Source organism: Salarchaeum sp. JOR-1 (assembly GCF_007833275.1).
Lineage (GTDB): Archaea > Halobacteriota > Halobacteria > Halobacteriales > Halobacteriaceae > Salarchaeum.
In genome coordinates this window covers 2,032,033-2,049,848 of the sequence record NZ_CP042241.1, presented here as the reverse complement: position 1 = coordinate 2,049,848, position 17,816 = coordinate 2,032,033, and the positions used below count along the sequence as shown (strand labels likewise).

The following is a 17,816-nucleotide window of genomic DNA, read 5'->3' as shown; positions in this document are numbered from 1 at the left end:
ACTTACAATAATGCGATGGTACGTCACGAGACGGGTTCTCTGGGCTGTCGTAGCCACGGTTATCATCCTGACCATCACGTTCGGGTTGATGTATCTGACGCCGAATCCGCAGACGGCGCAGATCAAGTGGCGCGCGGCCCAGCAAGGAGCGAACGTCTCTCAGGCAGTTGACGCGTATAACGCGTACCGCGGAAACGTCGGCGGTATCTGGCAACAGTATATCGAATTCATGGGGAACATGGTCACCCTCGACTGGGGATGGTCTGACACGCGCTCCCAGCCGGTCATTCAGGCGATAGCGCAAGCGTACCCGTACTCGCTCGCGTACGGAGCGCCGTCCATCATCATCTCCACCGTGCTCGGGATAGCCATCGGCCTGTACTCGGCGACCCACCGGTACTCCCTCACGGACTACTTCGGGACGTTCTTCGGGTTCTTCGGGCTGTCCATCCCGAACTTCTGGTTCGGCATCATCCTCCTGTTGGTGTTCAGCGTCCAGCTCGGCTGGACGCCGGTCGTGTTCAACGCGGACGCGCCCTTCCTCAGTCTCGAGATGGCACACCAGCTCATCCTCCCCGTCATCACGCTCACCACGTCCACGATAGCGGGCGAGATGCGGTACTCGCGTGCGGAGGCGATGGAGTACGTGCACGCCGAGTTCGTGAAGACCGCTCGCGCGAAGGGCGTGGACGAGATGCGCGTGCTCACCCGGCACATCCTTCGGCCGGCGCTCGTCCCGCTGATGACGATTCTCGTCGCGGACATGCTCGGCGTCATCCTGACGTCCTCGTACCTCGTCGAGATCGTCTTCGGCATCCCCGGACTCGGGCGGCTGAGTTACGATGCAATCACACAACAAGACACCGCGCTCGTCCTCGGAACCACGATGATTCCCGTGTTCATCGCCATCGTCGGGAACCTCCTCCAGGACATCGCGTACACTATCGTCGACCCCCGTATCGACTTCGGTGATCGCTAATGGCGGCAGAAAACGACCCGGACACGTTCGAAGATGTCGATTGGGACTCCATCGGCCGCACGGGACTCGCGACCGTCTCCAACAAGACGTTCGCGTTCCTCGCGGCGATGCTAGTCCTCGCAGCAGGTGTCGCCTACGACCTCTTCGTCGTCCCGATCGGCGAGCCCACGTTCGAGAGCGTGAACCTCGTGCTGTTCGAACTCACGTGGGAAGTCTCCAACGTGGACTGGCTGTTCATCGCGACGATGGTCGTGCTGTTCTTCTACGCGCTGCTCCCGCTCTACCAGCAGCCGCGGATGACGCGCATCTACTGGGATCAGTTCAAGCGCAACCGGGCCGCCGTCGCGAGCGGCGTGTTCCTCATCGCGATCTTCCTCATCGGAACCGTCGGGACGATGGTTCTCCCGGAACCCACGGTGAACATCCTCGCCGGCCTCCAGCCTCCGGTCTACACGACCGTGCCGATGGAGGTACTCGGCGGGAGCGGCTGCGTCGGCGAAGTGACGCAGACCGCGAGCGGAACGCGCCTCTGCCACGGCACGTGGGCGCATCCGCTCGGCACGATGGCGAACGGGAAGGACATCTTCCTGATGGTCGTCTACGGCATGAAGGTGACTATGGAGGTCGGTCTCATCGCCTCCCTCCTCATCGTCGTCATCGGGACGCTCGTCGGTAGCGTCGCCGCCTACTCCGGCGGACTCGTCGACGAAATCCTGATGCGGTACGTCGACATCCAGATCACGTTCCCGACGTTCTTCCTCTACCTCCTCCTGATCTACCTGTTCGGGGGGAGTCTCTTCCTCATGATACTGCTGTTCGGCCTCGTGACGTGGGGCGGTGTCGCCCGCCTCGTCCGGTCGGAGGCCCTCCAGCGTAACGAAGAAGAGTACATCATGGCCGCGGACGGCGCGGGCGCGAGCACGCCGTACATCATCCGCCGCCACATCATCCCGAACGTATCGAATACGGTCATCACCGCCGCGACGCTCACCATCCCGACCATCATCCTCGCCGAGGCGGCGCTGTCCTTCCTCGGTCTCGGTGACCCGACCGTTCCCTCGTGGGGGCAGGTGATCTCGGCCGGGCGTGGCAGTCTCAGCGACGCGCCCTGGATATCGACGATTCCCGGGCTCTTCCTGTTCTTCACGATTCTGGCGTTCAACTTCATCGGTGACGCCCTGCGAGACGCACTCGACCCCCGGAGTGACTGAACTATGAGCGAACACCTACTCAACGTCGAAAACCTCCACACGCAGTTCGACACTGACAACGGAATCGTACGCGCCGTCGACGGCGTCGACTTCAGTGTCGACCGCGGTGAGACGGTCTGTATCGTCGGCGAAAGCGGGAGCGGGAAGACCGTGACGAGCGAGAGCATCACCCGCCTCATCCCGATGCCGCCGGGCGAAATCACGGCGGACAGTATCGAGTTCAAGGGCCGCGACCTCCTCGGGATCTCCGAGAGCGACCTGCGCTCCACTCGCGGCGACGAGATCGCGCACGTCTTCCAGAACCCGCAGGGCGCGCTCAACCCCGTGTACACGGTCGGCTGGCAGATCCGGGAAGCGATCCAGGTTCACGACGACGTGAGCAACGAGGAGGCGCGGCGGCGCGGCATCGACCTCCTCGACCGCGTCGGTATTCCGGAGGCGACCACGCGGTTCGACGACTATCCCCACGAGTTCTCGGGCGGGATGAAGCAGCGCGTCGTCATCGCGATGGCGCTCGCCGCGAAACCGGATCTCCTCATCGCGGACGAACCGACCACGGCGCTGGACGTGACGATTCAGGCCCAGATTCTGGAACTCCTGCAGGACTTGCAGGACGAGTACGACATGGGCATCATCTTCGTCACGCACGACCTCGGCGTCGTCGCAGAAATCGCGGACAAAGTCGTGGTGATGTACGCGGGGAAGGTCATGGAGACCGGGGACGTCTACAAGATATTCGAGAACCCCGCGCATCCGTACACGCGAGCGCTCCTCGACTGCCTCCCCGGACAGGGCGAGGAGTCCGAACCCATCGGTGGGACGCTTCCGAGTCTCGTGAACCCGCCGTCCGGCTGTCGGTTCAGCGACCGCTGCCCGCACGCTATCGAGAGCTGTCGGACGGGCGAACAGCCGCCCCAGTACGACGCGGGCGAACCCGGTCACACGGTCTCGTGCGTCCACTACGAGACGACGACCGACCCGCAAGTGCTCGCGGAGCACGAGGACTCCGGCGCGTCCGCGGCGACCGATGGAGGTGAGCGACAGTGAGCACGGATCCGATCCTCCGGGTGGACGCCCTCGAGAAACACTACCCGATCACGGAGGGGGTGTTACGGAACGAGGTCGGTCGCGTGCGCGCCGTCGACGGCATCTCGTTCGACGTGTCGCGCGGCGAGACGGTCGGGATCGTCGGCGAGTCCGGCTGCGGGAAGTCTACCGCTGCGACGTCGCTCCTCCGGCTCGAGGATCCGACGGGCGGCGACGTGTACTTCGACGGTGACGACATCACGAAGTACGACAGCGGCGAACTGAAGCGGTTCCGTCGGCGCGCTCAGATGATCTTCCAGGATCCGACGTCGAGCTTCGACCCGCGGATGACAATCGGGGAGTCGATCGCGGAACCCCTGCTCATCCACGGCATGCGGGATAAGTCTCGGCGGCGCGAAATCGTGACGGATCTCCTCGAACGCGTCGGGATGTCGGCGGACGACATCGACCGGTACCCGCACGAGTTCAGCGGCGGGCAGAAACAGCGCATCGGCCTCGCGCGAGCGCTGTCCGTGAACCCAGATCTCATCGTCGCGGACGAGCCGGTGTCGGCGCTGGACGTGTCCGTGCAGGCCGAGATTCTGAACCTCATCGACGACATCCAGGAGGAGTTCGGTCTCGGGATCGTGTTCATCAGCCACAACATGGGCGTCATTCGCGAGGTCTGTGACCGCGTGAACGTCATGTACCTCGGCGAAATCGTGGAGTCAGCCCCCACTGACGAGCTGTTCGAGAACCCACAGCACCCGTACACGAAGGCGTTGCTCGGGTCGATTCCGCAGCCCGACCCGACGAAGCGCGGAGACTCCGTCACGCTCACGGGCGACGTGCCGTCGCCGTCGAACCCGCCGTCCGGCTGTCGGTTCCACACGCGGTGTCCGACGGTCATTCAGCCGGAGGACTACGACTTCGATCAGGAGGCGTGGCGGGCGGTGATGGACGTACGCGTCCAACTGCGTGACAGCGGTATCGACTTGGACGCCGTGAAGACGTTCCTCGGCGTTCCCGAGGACGCGTCCGAGTCAGAACTGCCGCACGAGGAGATGAAGGACGCGATTCGAGACGAGTTCGACGTCCCGGACACGCTCGGGGACGCGGGCGCCGAACGCGTGTTCGAGAACGCGCTCGACGAACTCGTCCGCGACGACCAGGACGAGGCGCGCGAGCTCCTCGAAGCCGAGTTCGAGACGGTGTGCGAGCGCGACGCGCCCCCCCTCGAACGGACGGAAGCCGGTCATCCGGCTGCCTGCCACCTTCATTCGGAGGACATGGCGCGCACACTGAACCCCGCGGACGACTAACCGGCACTCGCCACCGCCGCCACACTACTTTTGCCCGTGACGGCCGTTCGTTCTCGTATGTCTCGTGCGTTGTTTGTCGTGAGCGAGGAAGGCTACTGGGGCGAAGAGTGCGCGGAACCACTGACGACGCTGGACAGCGAGGGGTTCGATATCACGGTGGCGACGCCGTCCGGGTCGCCGCCAGTGCTGGACGAGCGCTCGGCCGACCCCGACGAGGTCGGCGAGGAGACGGCGGAGTTCGTGCGTGACGTCCACGAGAACGACGAGCGGTTGAACGACCCCGAACCGCTCGCCGCGGTGGACGCGGACGGCTACGACGCGGTCGTGTTCCCGGGCGGTCACGGAACCGCGTGGGACGTGAACCAGGACCGGGACGCCCGTCGCCTCCTCCGGAACGCGGTCGCGGGCGAGGACGGGAAAGCGCTCGTCGTCTGTCACGCGGCCGGCCTCCTCGCATTCACTAGAGCGGACGACGGCGGGAGCCTCGTCGAGGGCCGCGAGGTCACCGGCTTCCCGAACGCCTGGGAGGAGGGCATCGTGGACGAGCACGACCGGATGCCGGACGGCCGGAAGCTCCCGTACTGGGTGGAGGACGAAGTGGTTGCGGCCGGCGGCGACTGGGACGCCGAACTCGACTCGGAGACCTCCGTCACCGTGGACGGCGACCTCGTGACCGGTCGCGGCCCCGAGTCGTCCGCAGCCGCTGCGGACACCCTCCTCGGCGAACTCGAGTAAGGGGAGAACTCCCACACGGCGACCGAATCACAACCCTTATTCGTTGCACTCGTCTACGAACTGGTAGCGGGATGGGATAGCCAGGAGATTCCGCCGGGCTCATAACCCGGAGATCGGTAGTTCAAATCTACCTCCCGCTATTTCTGGCGTGAACCAACGCACTCACAGTGCGTTCGGTCGTGAACGCGGTCGTACGCGGGTAGATTCCGCACTGGTCGAACGAGGGGTTTGTCGTGTTGTTTGGCGGTTGGTGTTCGCGTCCGTATCGTGTTACCGTCGGATTGTTCTCAGCATCCTCGGCCTCTATGTGGATGGCTCGTGTAAGCGGGCGTATGTTGCTTCGTGTACTCGCGCTGCTGGTCGGCGTGTTCGAGCTGGTGGTTCCACGGCGGTTCGTCGACGTCTGGATGGATGTCGCGGCGACGGACGGACAGGACGTCGAGCTGGAGTCCTGGGTGTACGTCGCGGCGAGGCTGGAGGGCGTGGTGTTGGTGGCGTGGGCGCTCGCGGGACTGCGCGGTCGGTGTGAGTAGCGCGGTGCGAGATATCCCAAAGCGTATGCCGTCGGCCGCGGGTGTTCGTGGTGATGGAGTACGGGGTCGTACTGACGTGGTGGGTGTTGCTGGTGGCGCTGCTCGGACTGGGTGTTCCCGTGGCGTCCCGGCTAGTACCGGACGCGCGTGACGGCGGGGCGTTCGTCGCGCTCCCGCTCGTCGTCGTGTCCGTGACGGTGCCCCTCTTCTGGCTCGGACGACTCTCCTTCGGATTGCCGGTGACCCTGGGCGTGCTCGCGGTGTTCGCGGGCGTGTCGCTCTGGAGCGCGCGGAACGGGCTCGACGTGGAGCGGCGCGCGCTCGCGATGACGCTTGGCGTGTTCTCGGCGGCGTTCCTGTTCCTGCTAGCGGTGCGCGCGGCCGACCCCGGCGTGTACGCGAGCGGCGGTGAGAAGTTCCTCGACTACGGCCTCCTCCGGTCGCTCCTCCGCGGGGATAGCCTGCCTCCCGAGGACTTCTGGTTCGCGGGCGAGCACGTCGTCTACTACTACGGCGGCCACCTCGTCGCCGCACTCTTCACCACGCTCGCCGGAACCGACCCGCGGTTCGCGTACGGCCCCGCGCTCGCGTCGTTCTACGCGATGGCGGTCACCGCCGTCTTCGGGTTCGGCCGCGAACTCGCCCGCCGTCGTGGCTATCGGCCGCTCGCCGGTGGCGCGCTCGCGGCGCTCCTGTTCGGCCTCGCGAGCAACCTCCGCCCGCCCGCCCGCGTCGTCGTCACGCTCCTCCCCGACGGCCTGGGTCGCTGGCTCACCGGTCTCGTCGGCACCCCCTACGAAACGGCCGTTATCGACCCGGGAACGTTCTCGTACTGGCCGGCGAGCCGCGTCATCCCCGGCACGATCAACGAGTTCCCGCTGTTCGCGTACCTGAACGGCGACCTCCACGCGCACATGATGAGTGTCCCCGTGCTCGCCGCCGCGCTCGCCGTGCTCTACGCGTACTGGCACGCCGACGGCGCGTGGCGCCGCCGCCGCCTCGTCTACGGTGCGTTCCCGCCCGTCCTCGGCCTGCTCCTCGCGACGAACACGTGGAGCTTCCCCACGGGCGTCGGATTGGCGTGGCTCGCGCTCGCGCTCTCCTCCCACCCGCCGCGGACGCTGCTCCCCGAGCGCGTCCGCCCCTCTCTCGACGGCGTTCGCGCGGAGGTCGCGCGCCCGGTCGTCGCGCTCCTCCTCGTGAGTCCGGTGGTTCCGCTCGCGCTCGCGTGGACGTGGCCGTTCGTCTCCACGGTGCTCCTCGCGGGCGCGAGCAAGCAGACACTCGCCGTCCTCCCGGAACGAAGCCCGCTCGGACCGTTCGTGCTCGTGCACGGCGCGTTCCTCGCGGTGTTCGCCGCGTACCTCGCCCGGGAGACCGCACGCGACACCGCTGCTCGCGTGCTCGCCGCCGCGGTCACCGCGCTCTGTCTCACGCTCGCGGCGTTCGGCTGGCTGTTCGACCTCGTCGGCCTCGCGCTCGCCGGCCCGCTCGTCGCCGCCGGCTGGTACGCCCTGCGCCGCCGGGACGCCGGCTACGAGACGATGCTCGTCGTCGCGGGCGCGGGCCTCGTCGTGCTCGTGGAGTTCGTCTACCTGAACGACGCCGCGGGCGCGGGCCGGTTCAACACCGTCTTCAAGACGTACGCGCAGGTGTGGGCGCTCTGGGCCATCGCCGCCGGCGTCGCGCTCTCGGGCTTCCTCCCGCACGCCCGCGACCGACGCACCGGCCTTCGGGATCTCGACCGCGCGAGCGCGGTTCGGGTCGCGCTCGTCGCGTTGCTCGTCTGCTCGCTGTGCGTGCCGTACGCGTCGCTCTCGCTGTCCCGGCACTTCGCGGACATGGGCGACCCGTCGCTCGACGCGTTCGAGACCGCCGAGGACTACCACCCCTACGAGGCCGCCGCCATCGAGTGGCTGGACGCGAACGTGTCCGGGCAGCCCACCATCGTCTCCCGGCCGAGCAGCGACGTCTACCAGTGGGCGAACCCCGCGTCCAGCCTCACCGGCATCCCCACCGTCGCCGGCTGGGTGCACGCCCGGAACTACCACGACGCGGACGTTTACGACCGCCGCGTCCGCGATGTGGACTTCATTTACACGATCGACAGCGCGGACTCCCGGGCACTGCTTCTCGATTACTACGACGTGCAGTACATCTACTACGGGCCGCTCGAACGCGACGCCTACGGCTCCGTGTCGTTCGCATCTGAACCCGGAATCCGCGTCGCCTACGAGAACGAGAAAGTGACCGTGTACGCCGTAAACCAGTCCGCGCTCGCGTCTTAGGTGCGCGCGCTCGCGGGGTCGACGACCGTCACGTCTTCCGCGTCCACGCGCTCCACGTCCAGCCACTGCGGGACGAAGTTCCGCTTCTCGAAGTCCTCGCGCTCGTCCTCGGTCCCCATCGTGCACCAGAGCTGGACGCGCTTCGGGCCGTGCCAGTCGCCGTTCCGCGAGATACCGAAGAGGACCTGTTCCTCGCCGTCGTGTTCGATGACGGCGTCCTTCCCGACCCCTGGGTCCCCGTCGATGATGAGCCGCTTCATGACTGGAGGTTGCGCGGGCGGGCCGATTAAACGCTTCGCACTCCCCGTCAGTCGTACCGGCGGGCGAGCGCGAGCAACGCGACGCCGACGACGCCCGCGGGGAGCGTGACGATGAGCGCGACGAACCACCACGGGATGACGACGCCGGGCACGACGCCGGTATCGGGATAGTTCTCGACGAGTAGCCACGCGAAGAGCGCGACCAGGACGCCGACGAACCCGGCGCGTTCGAGGGACTCCCTGCTGGACGCGATACTCGGCGTCCTGAGAAGTGCGGCGGAGAGGCCGAGCAGGCCGGCGAGCAGGAGACCGAATCCGGGGCCGTAGAGCAGGGTTCCGCCCGCGGCGGTGCGGAGCGTCGTCGGGCCGTACGTCGCGGCCACGGCGAGTTCGCCGCGCAGGCCGGGGAGAGCGGCGTCGTCGGGCGCGAACGTGACGAGCCCCGGGGAGACGCCGGCCGCACCGGTGCCCGTGGCGTCGTTCCACCGGACTGTGTCTCCGCGGACGGTCATCGCGGTCGGCGCGTCGGTGACGCGGTAGTCCACGGGCGCATGTATCGTCACGTCCGCGCTGTCGGGTCGGTAGTCGTTCCCGTAGCCCGCGAACGGCGCGAACAGGACGCCGCCGCCCGGCCCGGTGTGCACGACGCCGTCGAGGCGGTACGTGACGACGAGCGTGTCTCCGTCGAGGCGGGCGTGGACGTTCGTTGTCGCGTGACCGAACCGGTGGTCGAACGCTCGGTCGGTGACGAGGCGTCTGAGTGTGGCGTTCTCCCGGAACGCGTCCGCGGTCTTCCGGTTGGCGAGGGTCGCGCGCTCCGTCCACGCGCTCGTGCCGTTCGCGGCGACGGCGACGGTGACGGAGACGTTTGTCACGCCCGATTCGGGGTAGTCGTAGCGATCGCCCGTGAACGCCGGAAACCCGTCCACGTCTTCGGGCGGCGGGCGGGCCGCGACAGGTGCGGCGACGCCGGCGGCGACGAGAAGGAGGGCGAGCGCGAGGAGGGCGCGTCGGGACACGCGTGTGCGTACCACTCGCACGCTATTGGGTTTTCGGTGCGGGCGGTCGCCCGCGGTCGAACCGTGCGGATTTTAAGGCCCCCAGTCGAAGCAGACGACAAGAGTCGATTCACTATGCAGATGCCACGCCGCTTCAATACGTACTGCCCGCACTGCAACGAGCACAACGAACACGAGGTGGAGAAAGTCCGCTCCGGCCGCACGTCCGGTATGACGAAGGTCAACGGCCGCCAGCGCGACCGCAAGACCTCCCGCATCGGGAACTCCGGGAAGTTCTCGAAGGTTCCCGGTGGCGACAAACCCACCAAGAAGACGGATCTCAAGTACCGCTGCAACGAGTGTGGGAAGGCCCACCTCCGCGAGGGATGGCGCGCAGGCCGACTGGAGCTTCAGGAATAATGCCCGGGAACTTCTACAGCGTCGAATGTCCGGACTGTGAGAACGAACAGATCGTCTTCGGAAAAGCCTCCAGCGAGGTCGCGTGCGCCGTCTGCGGCACGACGCTCGCACGTCCGACCGGCGGGGAGGCCGACATCGAGGGCGACGTCCTCGAAACCGTCGAGACTCGATGAAGTACGAAGGCTGGCCCGAGCCCGGTGAACTCGTCGTCGGAAAGGTCGACGAGATCGAGGACTTCGGCGTGTTCGTCGACCTCGAGGAGTACAAGGACAAGCGCGGGCTGGTCCACATCAGCGAGGTCGCGTCCGGCTGGATCAAGAACGTCCGCGACCACGTCCGCGAGGGACAGACCGTCGTCGCGAAAGTCCTCGACGTGGACAGGGACGCCCAGCAGATCGACCTCTCCATCAAGGACGTCAACGACCACCAGCGCTCGGACGCCATCCAGGAGTGGAAGAACGAGCAGAAGGCCGATAAGTGGATGAGCATCGCGTTCGGCGAGGACATGGCGGACGATCAGTTCCGCGCCGTCGCGAACGAACTCATCGCCGAGTTCGGTAGCCTCTACGAGGGCTTCGAACAGGCCGCGATCCACGGGCCGGACGCGCTCGAACCCACCGACCTGGACGAGGACGACATCGAGACCATCGTCTCCACGGCGCGAGACAACGTCTCCGTCCCCTACGTCACCGTGACCGGGTACGTCCACCTCGAATCCCCGGACGGGGACGGCGTAGACGACATCAAGGAGGCGCTGCGGGCCGCGGAGGGCGACGGCGAGATTCCGGACGAGATCGACCTCGACGTGACGTACGTCGGGTCGCCGGAGTACCGCATCACGGTGCAGGCGCCGAACTACAAGACCGCGGAGGACGAGCTCGAAGCGAGCGCCGCCCGCGCGACCGACGCCATCGAGGCGGCCGGGGGGAGCGGCGAGTTCCACCGCGAGCGCCAACTCGACGAAGACCAGTGAAGTCGGACATCCGGGTGTGCCGCGACCACGACCGCCCGGTGTACACACTCTCTCCTTCCTGTCCCGAGTGCGGTCGCGAAACTGAGAACAGCGCGCCAGCGCCGTTCAATCCCGAAGACCCGTACGGCGAGTACCGACGCGCTCTTAAGAGACGCGTTCGGGACTAAGGACATGGACGAACTCGAAGTCGAGACGCTCGCGGACGCCGACCTCACGGAGCCCGTGTTCGTCGAGGGGCTTCCGGGCGTCGGACACGTCGGGAAGCTCGTCGCCGAGCACATCGTCGAGGAGGGAGAGAGCACGCTCGTTCGACGCGTGTACTCCGAGCACTTCCCGCCGCAGGTGACGGTGGGTGACGAGGGCGTCGCGGAACTCGCGCACGTCGAAGTGCACGCGGTCGAGACGGCGGGCCGCGACCTCCTCGTGCTCACGGGCGACCATCAGGCACAGGAGAACGCCGGTCACTACCGCGTGACGGACGCGTTCCTCGATATCGCCGAGGAGTTCGGTGTTTCGGACGTGTTCGCGCTCGGCGGCGTTCCCACGGGCGAACTCATCGAGGAGTACGGCGTCGTCGGCGCGGTCAGCGACGAAGCCATCAAGAGCGACCTCGAGGACGCGGGCGTGGAGTTCCGCTCCGAGGAACCAGCGGGCGGTATCGTCGGCACGAGCGGACTCCTCCTGGGTCTCGGCGGCCGCCGCGGGTTCGACGCCGCCTGCCTGATGGGCGAGACCTCGGGCTACCTCGTCGATCCGAAGAGCGCGAAAGCAGTCCTCGAAGTCCTCGAAGACCTCCTCGGGTTCGAGGTGGACTTCGACGCGCTCGACGAACGCGCGGACGAGATGGAGGACGTTGTGGAGCAGATGCAGCAAATGGAACAGGGCCCGAGCCCCGGGAGCGAGGACGACCTCCGGTACATCGGCTGAACGCGGCCGCGGCGGGTTTTCTCTTCGGGCGTGCAGAACGCGGTTGTGAGGCGACTGGTGGTCAGAGGTCGACGACTTCGTAGGTCGCGCCGGCGTCCCGGAGCGGGTCGGTGACGCGGCCGACGGCGTCCGCGGTGGCGACGACGACGACTTCGAGACCGCGGCTGGCGGCGTCCGCGGCCACGTCCCCGACGGCGAACGTGGCTGCGGGTTCGGTTTCGGTCTTCCGGAGCGCGACGACTGCTTCGACGCCGGCGGCGAGGACGAGGTCTGCGTCCACGACTTCGGTTTCGAGTTCGTCGAGCGCGACGCGAGTGCTACCGCCGGATCTGACGGGTGGTACTTGATAGACGGTGACGGAGCCGGGCGAGAGGTCGATGATGCCCTCGAAGCCCGTGACGCCCACGTCCTCGCCCGCCTCGGCGTTCGTGGTGGCGACGCCGGTCGCCGGCCCCTCCTCGCCGGGCGTGGCGTGCAACATGCCGTCGCGCATGTCGAGCGTGACGGTGTCACCCTGCCTGATGTCGCCGGTCGCGATTGCGGCGTCCTCCTGCACGCTCCCGAGCACGTCCTCGGTCACGCGGTCGGCGTACCGCCGCACGTCGTCCGCGGTGCGGAGGAGCCAGTCCACGCCTTCTTTCGTGATGCGATAGCGCGAGCGCCCCTCTTTTTCCACCAGTCCCTCCCCCGTGAGTTCGCGGATGTACTCGGAGACCGCTTGCGTGGTGACGCCGACGGCGTCCGCGATTTCCCCCTGGCTCACCGCGGGCTGTCGATCCGCGATTTCCACCAGGATTCGAAAGCGCGTCGCGGAGCGCTTATCGGAGAGCACGTCGGCCATACTCGACTCCGGGTGTGCGACGGTCAAAGTTCCACCGGTCGCGCGAGGGCGCGGGGCGAGCGAGTGCGACCCAGCACGCGGAGTTTGCGTTGGTCGCGTGAGCGAACGCAGTGAGCGAAGTGACTCAGCAGGCGGTGCGTCGTCCCGCAAGGGTAACTCCTTTCGACGCGGGCCGTGCAGTACGTGTATGGAGACGACTGAGGCGTTCATCGGGTTGCGGTGTGTGGACTGTGGAGAGCTGTTCGACGCGGCGGACGCGACGCATCGGTGTCCGGAGTGCGAGGGGATTCTCGACCCCGAGTACGACCTTGACGCGCTCGACGTGTCTCGGGAGACGTTCGAGGCCCGGCGCTTCGATTCGATGTGGCGGTACGAGGAGCTCTTGCCGTTCACGCGGGAGTCGGCGGTGTCGATTGACGAGGGGGCGACGGCGCTCGTGGACGCGCCGAAGCTCGCGGACGAACTCGGCGTCGGACGCGTGCTGATCAAGGACGAGGGCCGGAACCCGACGGGAACGTTCAAAGACCGCGGGCAGACGGTGGCGGTTACCGCCGCTGACCAGCACGGTGCGAGCGACGTGGCGCTGGCGTCGGCGGGGAACGCGGGGCAGGCGGCGGCGGCGTACGCGGCCCGCGCGGGCCTCGACGCGCACGTGTTCCTGCCCTCGCGTTCCGGGTTCACGCAGAAGGCGATGGTGAACGTCCACGGCGGCGACATGAACGTCGTCGAGGGACGTATCGGGGACGCGGGTGCGGCGTACGAGGGCGCGATGGCGGAGAACCCCGAGTGGTACTCGGTGAAGACGTTCGTCACGCCGTATCGTCACGAGGGCAAGAAGACGATGCTGTACGAGACAGTCGAACAGCTCGACTGGGCGGTGCCGGACGCGGTCGTCTATCCCACGGGGGGCGGTGTCGGTCTGGTCGGGATGCACAAGGCAGCGAAGGAACTGCGGGAGCTCGGACTCACCGACGCGCTGCCGTCGATGTACGCGGCGCAGGCGGAGGGCTGTGCGCCGGTCGTGCGAGCGTTCGAGGAAGATCGGGACGTACACGAGCCGTGGCAGAACCCGGACACCATCTGCGGCGGTATCGAGATCCCTGACCCGGGCGCGAGTCCGTTGGTGCTGGAGGCGCTCCGGGAGTCCGACGGCGGTGCGGTGGCGACGAGCGACCAGGACATCCTGGACTCCGCTATCACGGTCGCGCAGAACGAGGGCGTGGAGATGGGTGCGACGTGCGCGGCGGCGGCGTCCGGCGCGTGGGAGCTCGCGCAGCGCGGTGAGTTCGACGAGGACGACACGATCGTCCTCTTGAACACGGGCCACGGGAGCAAGGACGACGACGTCCTCCGCAGCCACCTGATGAGCAAGGGCATCTAGTCGAGGGCACAAACTTCATAGTTAGACGAGGCTAATTTCTGGATACGTGATGCTCTCCGACGTGATGGAAGACTACCTGAAGACGATATATATGCTCCAGCGCGAGCACGGCCCGCCCGTCCGCACCTCGACCGTCGCGGACGCCCTCGACGTGACCTCGCCGACCGTCACCTCGATGCTCGAGAAACTCGAAGACCGCGGGTTCGTCACCCGCGAGAAGTACAAGGGCGTCGAACTCACCGAGGACGGCGACGCAGTCGCGCTCGAAGTCCTGCGCCACCACCGCCTCCTCGAAGCCTACCTCGCAGAACACCTCGACTACGAGTGGTCGGAGGTACACGACGAGGCGGACGCGCTCGAACACCACATCAGCGAGGAGTTCGAGCGCCGGGTCGCGGACGCGCTCGGCGACCCCCGCGTGGATCCGCACGGTGACCCCATTCCGAGCGCCGACCTCACACTCACGGAGGACGACACCGTCTCGCTCGCCGGTTCGGAACCCGGTGACGAGGTGGTGGTCGCGCGCGTGAGCGACCGCGACGACGAGGAACTCCGCTACCTCTCCGAGGTCGGCGTCGAACCCGGAACCACGCTCACGGTCTCCGATACCACGCCCATCGGCACGCTCGTCCTCGACATCGAGGGCGAGACGGTGACGCTCCCAGAATCGGTCGCCGCGACCATCCGCGTTCGTCCCGCCGCTGAAACACAGCCATGACTGCGACCGGCCTCCAGGGGGTCATCGAACAGTACGCCCACTACGGGCCGTTCCTCGCGGCGTTCCTCGCGAACCTCCTCGCGACCTTCGGTGACAAGGGACAGCTCGCGGTCGTCACGCTCGCCACGAAGTACGACGCGAAACGCATCTTCGTCGGGGCGATGACCGCGTTCGCCGCGTGGAGCGCGCTCGAAGTCGTGTTCGGCAGCACCATCACGCGCGTCGTCCCCGCGTCCGCGATGACCGTCGCGACCGGCGGTCTCTTCCTCCTGTTCGCCGCGTGGACGCTCCTGAACGTCCTCAACACCGCGCGCGCCGACCCGATTGACTCCGTCCAATCGGCGAGCGTCGTCCCCGCGTCGCTCCGTGGACTCACCGACGGTCGAGGCCCGACCCTCACCGGGTTCACGTTCATCGGCCTCGCCGAGTTCGGCGATAAGACCCAACTCCTCACCATCGCGCTCGCTGCGACGTTCCCGAACTCGCTCGCATCCGTCTTCCTCGGCGTCGTCGCCGCGCTCGCGCTCCGCACCGGCGTCGACGCACTCATCGGAGAACAGGCAGAACGCGTCCTCCCCTCGCTCTACATCGAAGCCGCGTCCGCGATCGTGTTCGCCGCGTTCGGCGTGTTCGTCTTCGGTCTCATCGACGATCTCGCGCTCATCGTCGCGGTCGTCGCCGCGCTCTTCTTCTGCGTCGGCGCGGCCGCCGAGCGCTACCACGCCGCCTAGAGGCGCTCTTCGGTCTCCATCCGCGTGACCTCGCCCTCCAGCCACTCGCGAAACCACCGCACGCGCTTCAACCGCTCGTGCGCGATTGACTCCGCTGCGTCGCTCTCCACACGGCTCACGGCCTTCTCGCCGCGCTCGTACACGCGCTCTATCATCTCCGCCGAATCCATGTGCGTCCGCGCCTCGTACCCCATCCGCAACAGCATCAACACCGTGCCGTTCGCGCCGACCTTATCCAGAAGATCAGCCTCCACGAGACACCGCGCCTCGAGCGAGAGATCTGCGAGCGACCCCTGATAGGAGTGCTTCGCGACGGCGTCACACACGCGATCCACGAACGATGCCGGGTAGTCGCCGTGCGTTTCCAGGAACTGACGCGCCACTCGCGCGCCCTCCTCCGCGTGCACGTCTTGGTCGGCCTCCAGTTTCGCCACGTCGTGGAAGAGCGACGCGACGCGAACCACGTCCACGTCCGCGCCCTCCTTTCGCGCGATTTCGACCGCGAGATCCGTCACGTTCAGGATGTGATTGAATCGGTACTCCGCGGAGTGCCACGGATACCACCGCATCCGCCCGCCGTCGTCCTCGTTCTCCACGCTCGCCGCGAGATAGTCCGAGACGAACGCCTTCATCTCCGCGAGCTCGTCCGACGAGATCGGCGATTCCCTTATTTCAACGCCCATCTCAGCACCTCCGTTCGAATCCGATACGTACAACTCATTACGTAACAGAAGGCCTGTTTCGCTCTTTAGCCTTTTGCAGGCCACCCACACGCCCCGAAAGAACCCGCGACCCGCTAGTTCGCGCGCTCGCCGGGCAACCGCGCGTCCTCGATTGCGTGCTCGCACTCCAACAACGCCTCCGTCCGGTCTTCCACGTCCTCCAACTCGACCGACTCCACCACCGACCACTCGTCGTCGAACACAACCGCCTTCGCCCACGACGCCGTCACCAACACCACCGCCTCGCTCACCGTCACCTCCTCCATCGACTCCGCACGCACCGCCTCCTCCTGCTCCACCGGCACCACGAGCTCGAACGCGTCCGACTCGTTCAACGCCGCCACTTCACCCATACTCAACGCCCGCCCCGGTAACGACTCCAAGACACTCATACCCTCAGTCACACGCTCGGCGAGGAAAACCACTCCGCTCCCACCAAAGAAAATGTAAAAATATTGATACTAGTCCCGGGCGGATTCGAACCGCCGTCAACGGCTCCAAAGGCCGCTATGATTGGCCACTACACCACGGGACTATGTGCTTTGGTCGTTGCCCAGATCGTCTCTCAGCTTGTTGGAACCGTTCGACGCCCTGGGACTTCACTTCGAAATCAGGATGCCAGTTTAATATGCGTTGCGAGACGAGCGCTTCGCTCGCCGTGGGAGCGTGGCGCTTGCGTGTTCGACGCGCATGTGACAGCGTTTGCAGAGCGCGACAAGGTTTTCCAGTTGGTGGGCCTGTTCGGGGTCGTCGTATGTCCTGAGCGGTTTGCTGTGGTGAATATCTGGTTCTTGTCCTAGGTCTTCCGCGTCGGAACCACACTTTTGACAGGTGTGGTCGTCTCGTTCGAGGGCTTTGCGCTTCGCTTCCCGCCAGCCGCCGTTATAGGCGGGTTCGTCGCCGTCTTTTCGCACCCATGCGTAGAGGCAGTCGTTACTACAGAATCGCCCCTGGCCTTGACGACGAGTGCTTTCGAGTACGGAGATATCGCTTTCGCAGTGGGCGCATGAGCGCGTCACGCGCTTCGCGTCGACGATGTCCGCGTACGGCGTGCCCAGAAAGTCATCCGATTCCTCGACGCAGTCCGGACAGTACACACCCTTCTTTTCGGATGGATAATAGCCGAACGCGTCGCTGCAGCTCTCACACGTAGCGCTTTCTTTTGCGTTCCGGTAGTTGCCGTTTTTCTCGCCGCCCTCGCTGTAACAGTCGTCGCAGTAGGTGCGGCGGGATTTCGGGTCGTAGAACTCGCGCTCGCAGTCCGCGCAGGTGCGGTTCGGGAGTGGGTCGCCGTGGACTTTCGTGTGGTGCTGGCGGACGCCCTGTTCAGTCCGAAGGTCGGACACTCCATGCACCGAGCACGAACCCAGCGATATAGTCACTTTCGCCGATTTATTTCTGCCGGTCGGTGTCGTCACCGCTCTCCACGTCGATTCGGGTCACGTCGCTCGACTCGCTGGTTCGGTCGCGGCCGCCGAAGAGTGTGTCGCGCACGTCGTCCGCGAACGACTCCACCTGGGACTTGAGCGTGGAGACTTCGTCCTCGAAGGTCTCGACGGTTCGTTCGACGTAGTGGACGCGTTCGACGGGAATGCGTCGAACCACGTCCTTGCCGTCGTCTTCGTCGACTTTCAGGATCCAGTGATCCTGGAAGTACGCGATGTGTTCGTTCTGGAGTTCGCGTTCGACGGTTCCCTCGCCGGGGTCGTCGTAGACGATGCGCGCCGTGCCGAGGTCGTCGTCCATACGCC

Annotated in this window: 22 protein-coding genes and 2 tRNA genes; 16 read left to right on the top strand and 8 right to left on the bottom strand. The window is 66.3% G+C overall.

Translation table 11 applies throughout. From position 1 onward, the window contains the following. The first annotated feature begins 10 nt into the window (after window positions 1-10). The 8 genes from FQU85_RS11625 (at window position 11) to FQU85_RS11590 (ending at window position 8,094) form a co-directional block, all read left to right on the top strand. Window positions 11-979 (top strand): ABC transporter permease, encoded by a 969-nt coding sequence (locus tag FQU85_RS11625; protein WP_145848074.1) that lies wholly within the window; start codon window positions 11-13, stop codon window positions 977-979. Continuing rightward, window positions 979-2,190: an ABC transporter permease gene (locus FQU85_RS11620; RefSeq protein WP_145848072.1), complete on the top strand. Its 1,212-nt coding sequence runs from the start codon at window positions 979-981 to the stop codon at window positions 2,188-2,190. Before FQU85_RS11625 ends, FQU85_RS11620 begins: the two co-directional genes overlap by 1 nt. Before the next feature lie 3 nt (window positions 2,191-2,193). Continuing rightward, window positions 2,194-3,237: an ABC transporter ATP-binding protein gene (locus tag FQU85_RS11615; RefSeq protein ID WP_145848070.1), complete on the top strand. Its 1,044-nt coding sequence runs from the start codon at window positions 2,194-2,196 to the stop codon at window positions 3,235-3,237. Then, a complete protein-coding gene (locus FQU85_RS11610) occupies window positions 3,234-4,538 on the top strand; it encodes an ABC transporter ATP-binding protein (protein WP_145848068.1) in 1,305 nt (434 codons plus the stop codon). Before FQU85_RS11615 ends, FQU85_RS11610 begins: the two co-directional genes overlap by 4 nt. A 57-nt stretch (window positions 4,539-4,595) precedes the next feature. Then, window positions 4,596-5,273, top strand: a complete 678-nt coding sequence (locus FQU85_RS11605; RefSeq protein ID WP_145848066.1) for a type 1 glutamine amidotransferase domain-containing protein — start codon at window positions 4,596-4,598, stop codon at window positions 5,271-5,273. Window positions 5,274-5,338: 65 nt separating this feature from the next. Then, a tRNA-Met gene (locus tag FQU85_RS11600) sits at window positions 5,339-5,413 on the top strand. Window positions 5,414-5,605: 192 nt separating this feature from the next. After that, a complete protein-coding gene (locus FQU85_RS11595; RefSeq protein ID WP_145848064.1) occupies window positions 5,606-5,806 on the top strand; it encodes a hypothetical protein in 201 nt (66 codons plus the stop codon). 53 nt (window positions 5,807-5,859) lie between these two features. Further along, complete coding sequence (locus FQU85_RS11590; protein ID WP_145848062.1) at window positions 5,860-8,094, top strand: DUF2298 domain-containing protein; 2,235 nt, start codon at window positions 5,860-5,862, stop codon at window positions 8,092-8,094. Here the strand turns inward: FQU85_RS11590 and FQU85_RS11585 are convergent. Further along, complete coding sequence (locus FQU85_RS11585; protein WP_145848060.1) at window positions 8,091-8,354, bottom strand: HAH_0734 family protein; 264 nt, start codon at window positions 8,352-8,354, stop codon at window positions 8,091-8,093. The two genes, FQU85_RS11590 and FQU85_RS11585, sit on opposite strands and share 4 nt — an antisense overlap. A gap of 47 nt (window positions 8,355-8,401) precedes the next feature. Beyond that, a complete protein-coding gene (locus tag FQU85_RS11580; RefSeq protein WP_145848058.1) occupies window positions 8,402-9,373 on the bottom strand; it encodes a hypothetical protein in 972 nt (323 codons plus the stop codon). A 114-nt stretch (window positions 9,374-9,487) separates the two neighbouring features. Between FQU85_RS11580 and FQU85_RS11575 the strand changes: the two genes are divergently transcribed. Genes FQU85_RS11575 through FQU85_RS11555 form a run of 5 tightly spaced genes read left to right on the top strand, consistent with a single transcriptional unit; the run spans window position 9,488 to window position 11,672 of the window. Continuing rightward, complete coding sequence (locus tag FQU85_RS11575; RefSeq protein ID WP_145848056.1) at window positions 9,488-9,772, top strand: 50S ribosomal protein L44e; 285 nt, start codon at window positions 9,488-9,490, stop codon at window positions 9,770-9,772. Then, window positions 9,772-9,945 carry a 30S ribosomal protein S27e gene (locus tag FQU85_RS11570; RefSeq protein ID WP_145848054.1) on the top strand — a complete coding sequence of 58 codons (174 nt, stop codon included), beginning with the start codon at window positions 9,772-9,774 and terminating at the stop codon, window positions 9,943-9,945. The genes FQU85_RS11575 and FQU85_RS11570 overlap by 1 nt, the downstream gene beginning before the upstream one ends. Next, complete coding sequence (locus tag FQU85_RS11565; protein ID WP_145848052.1) at window positions 9,942-10,745, top strand: translation initiation factor IF-2 subunit alpha; 804 nt, start codon at window positions 9,942-9,944, stop codon at window positions 10,743-10,745. The genes FQU85_RS11570 and FQU85_RS11565 overlap by 4 nt, the downstream gene beginning before the upstream one ends. Next, window positions 10,742-10,912, top strand: coding sequence for an RNA-protein complex protein Nop10 (locus FQU85_RS11560; RefSeq protein ID WP_145848050.1), 171 nt, complete (start codon window positions 10,742-10,744; stop codon window positions 10,910-10,912). The genes FQU85_RS11565 and FQU85_RS11560 overlap by 4 nt, the downstream gene beginning before the upstream one ends. Window positions 10,913-10,916: 4 nt before the next feature. After that, window positions 10,917-11,672: a proteasome assembly chaperone family protein gene (locus FQU85_RS11555; RefSeq protein WP_145848048.1), complete on the top strand. Its 756-nt coding sequence runs from the start codon at window positions 10,917-10,919 to the stop codon at window positions 11,670-11,672. 61 nt (window positions 11,673-11,733) lie between these two features. Here FQU85_RS11555 and FQU85_RS11550 read toward each other — a convergent pair whose 3' ends face one another. Further along, complete coding sequence (locus FQU85_RS11550) at window positions 11,734-12,513, bottom strand: MarR family transcriptional regulator (RefSeq protein WP_145848046.1); 780 nt, start codon at window positions 12,511-12,513, stop codon at window positions 11,734-11,736. Window positions 12,514-12,700: 187 nt separating this feature from the next. On the opposite strand from FQU85_RS11550, the gene FQU85_RS11545 reads away from it, so the two are divergent. From FQU85_RS11545 to FQU85_RS11535, 3 genes are read left to right on the top strand one after another with little or no spacing between them, the layout of a single operon-like run. Further along, window positions 12,701-13,894, top strand: a complete 1,194-nt coding sequence (locus tag FQU85_RS11545) for a threonine synthase (RefSeq protein ID WP_145848044.1) — start codon at window positions 12,701-12,703, stop codon at window positions 13,892-13,894. Window positions 13,895-13,943: 49 nt separating this feature from the next. Continuing rightward, window positions 13,944-14,612 carry a metal-dependent transcriptional regulator gene (locus FQU85_RS11540; protein ID WP_145848829.1) on the top strand — a complete coding sequence of 223 codons (669 nt, stop codon included), beginning with the start codon at window positions 13,944-13,946 and terminating at the stop codon, window positions 14,610-14,612. Then, window positions 14,609-15,343, top strand: a complete 735-nt coding sequence (locus tag FQU85_RS11535) for a TMEM165/GDT1 family protein (protein WP_145848042.1) — start codon at window positions 14,609-14,611, stop codon at window positions 15,341-15,343. Before FQU85_RS11540 ends, FQU85_RS11535 begins: the two co-directional genes overlap by 4 nt. Here FQU85_RS11535 and FQU85_RS11530 read toward each other — a convergent pair. The 5 genes from FQU85_RS11530 to FQU85_RS13645 all read right to left on the bottom strand — a co-directional run bounded on the left by FQU85_RS11530 (window position 15,340) and on the right by FQU85_RS13645 (window position 17,811). Beyond that, window positions 15,340-16,026, bottom strand: coding sequence for an HD domain-containing protein (locus tag FQU85_RS11530; RefSeq protein ID WP_145848040.1), 687 nt, complete (start codon window positions 16,024-16,026; stop codon window positions 15,340-15,342). The genes FQU85_RS11535 and FQU85_RS11530 overlap by 4 nt on opposite strands. A gap of 113 nt (window positions 16,027-16,139) precedes the next feature. Continuing rightward, on the bottom strand, window positions 16,140-16,457 hold the full coding sequence (locus tag FQU85_RS11525; protein WP_145848038.1) for a hypothetical protein: 318 nt from the start codon (window positions 16,455-16,457) through the stop codon (window positions 16,140-16,142). Window positions 16,458-16,527: 70 nt separating this feature from the next. Continuing rightward, window positions 16,528-16,600: transfer RNA gene (locus tag FQU85_RS11520), tRNA-Gln, on the bottom strand. Between the two features lie 88 nt (window positions 16,601-16,688). Continuing rightward, complete coding sequence (locus FQU85_RS11515) at window positions 16,689-17,483, bottom strand: HNH endonuclease (RefSeq protein ID WP_240792429.1); 795 nt, start codon at window positions 17,481-17,483, stop codon at window positions 16,689-16,691. Next, window positions 17,458-17,811, bottom strand: coding sequence for a hypothetical protein (locus FQU85_RS13645; protein WP_145848036.1), 354 nt, complete (start codon window positions 17,809-17,811; stop codon window positions 17,458-17,460). Before FQU85_RS13645 ends, FQU85_RS11515 begins: the two co-directional genes overlap by 26 nt. Window positions 17,812-17,816: the final 5 nt, after the last annotated feature.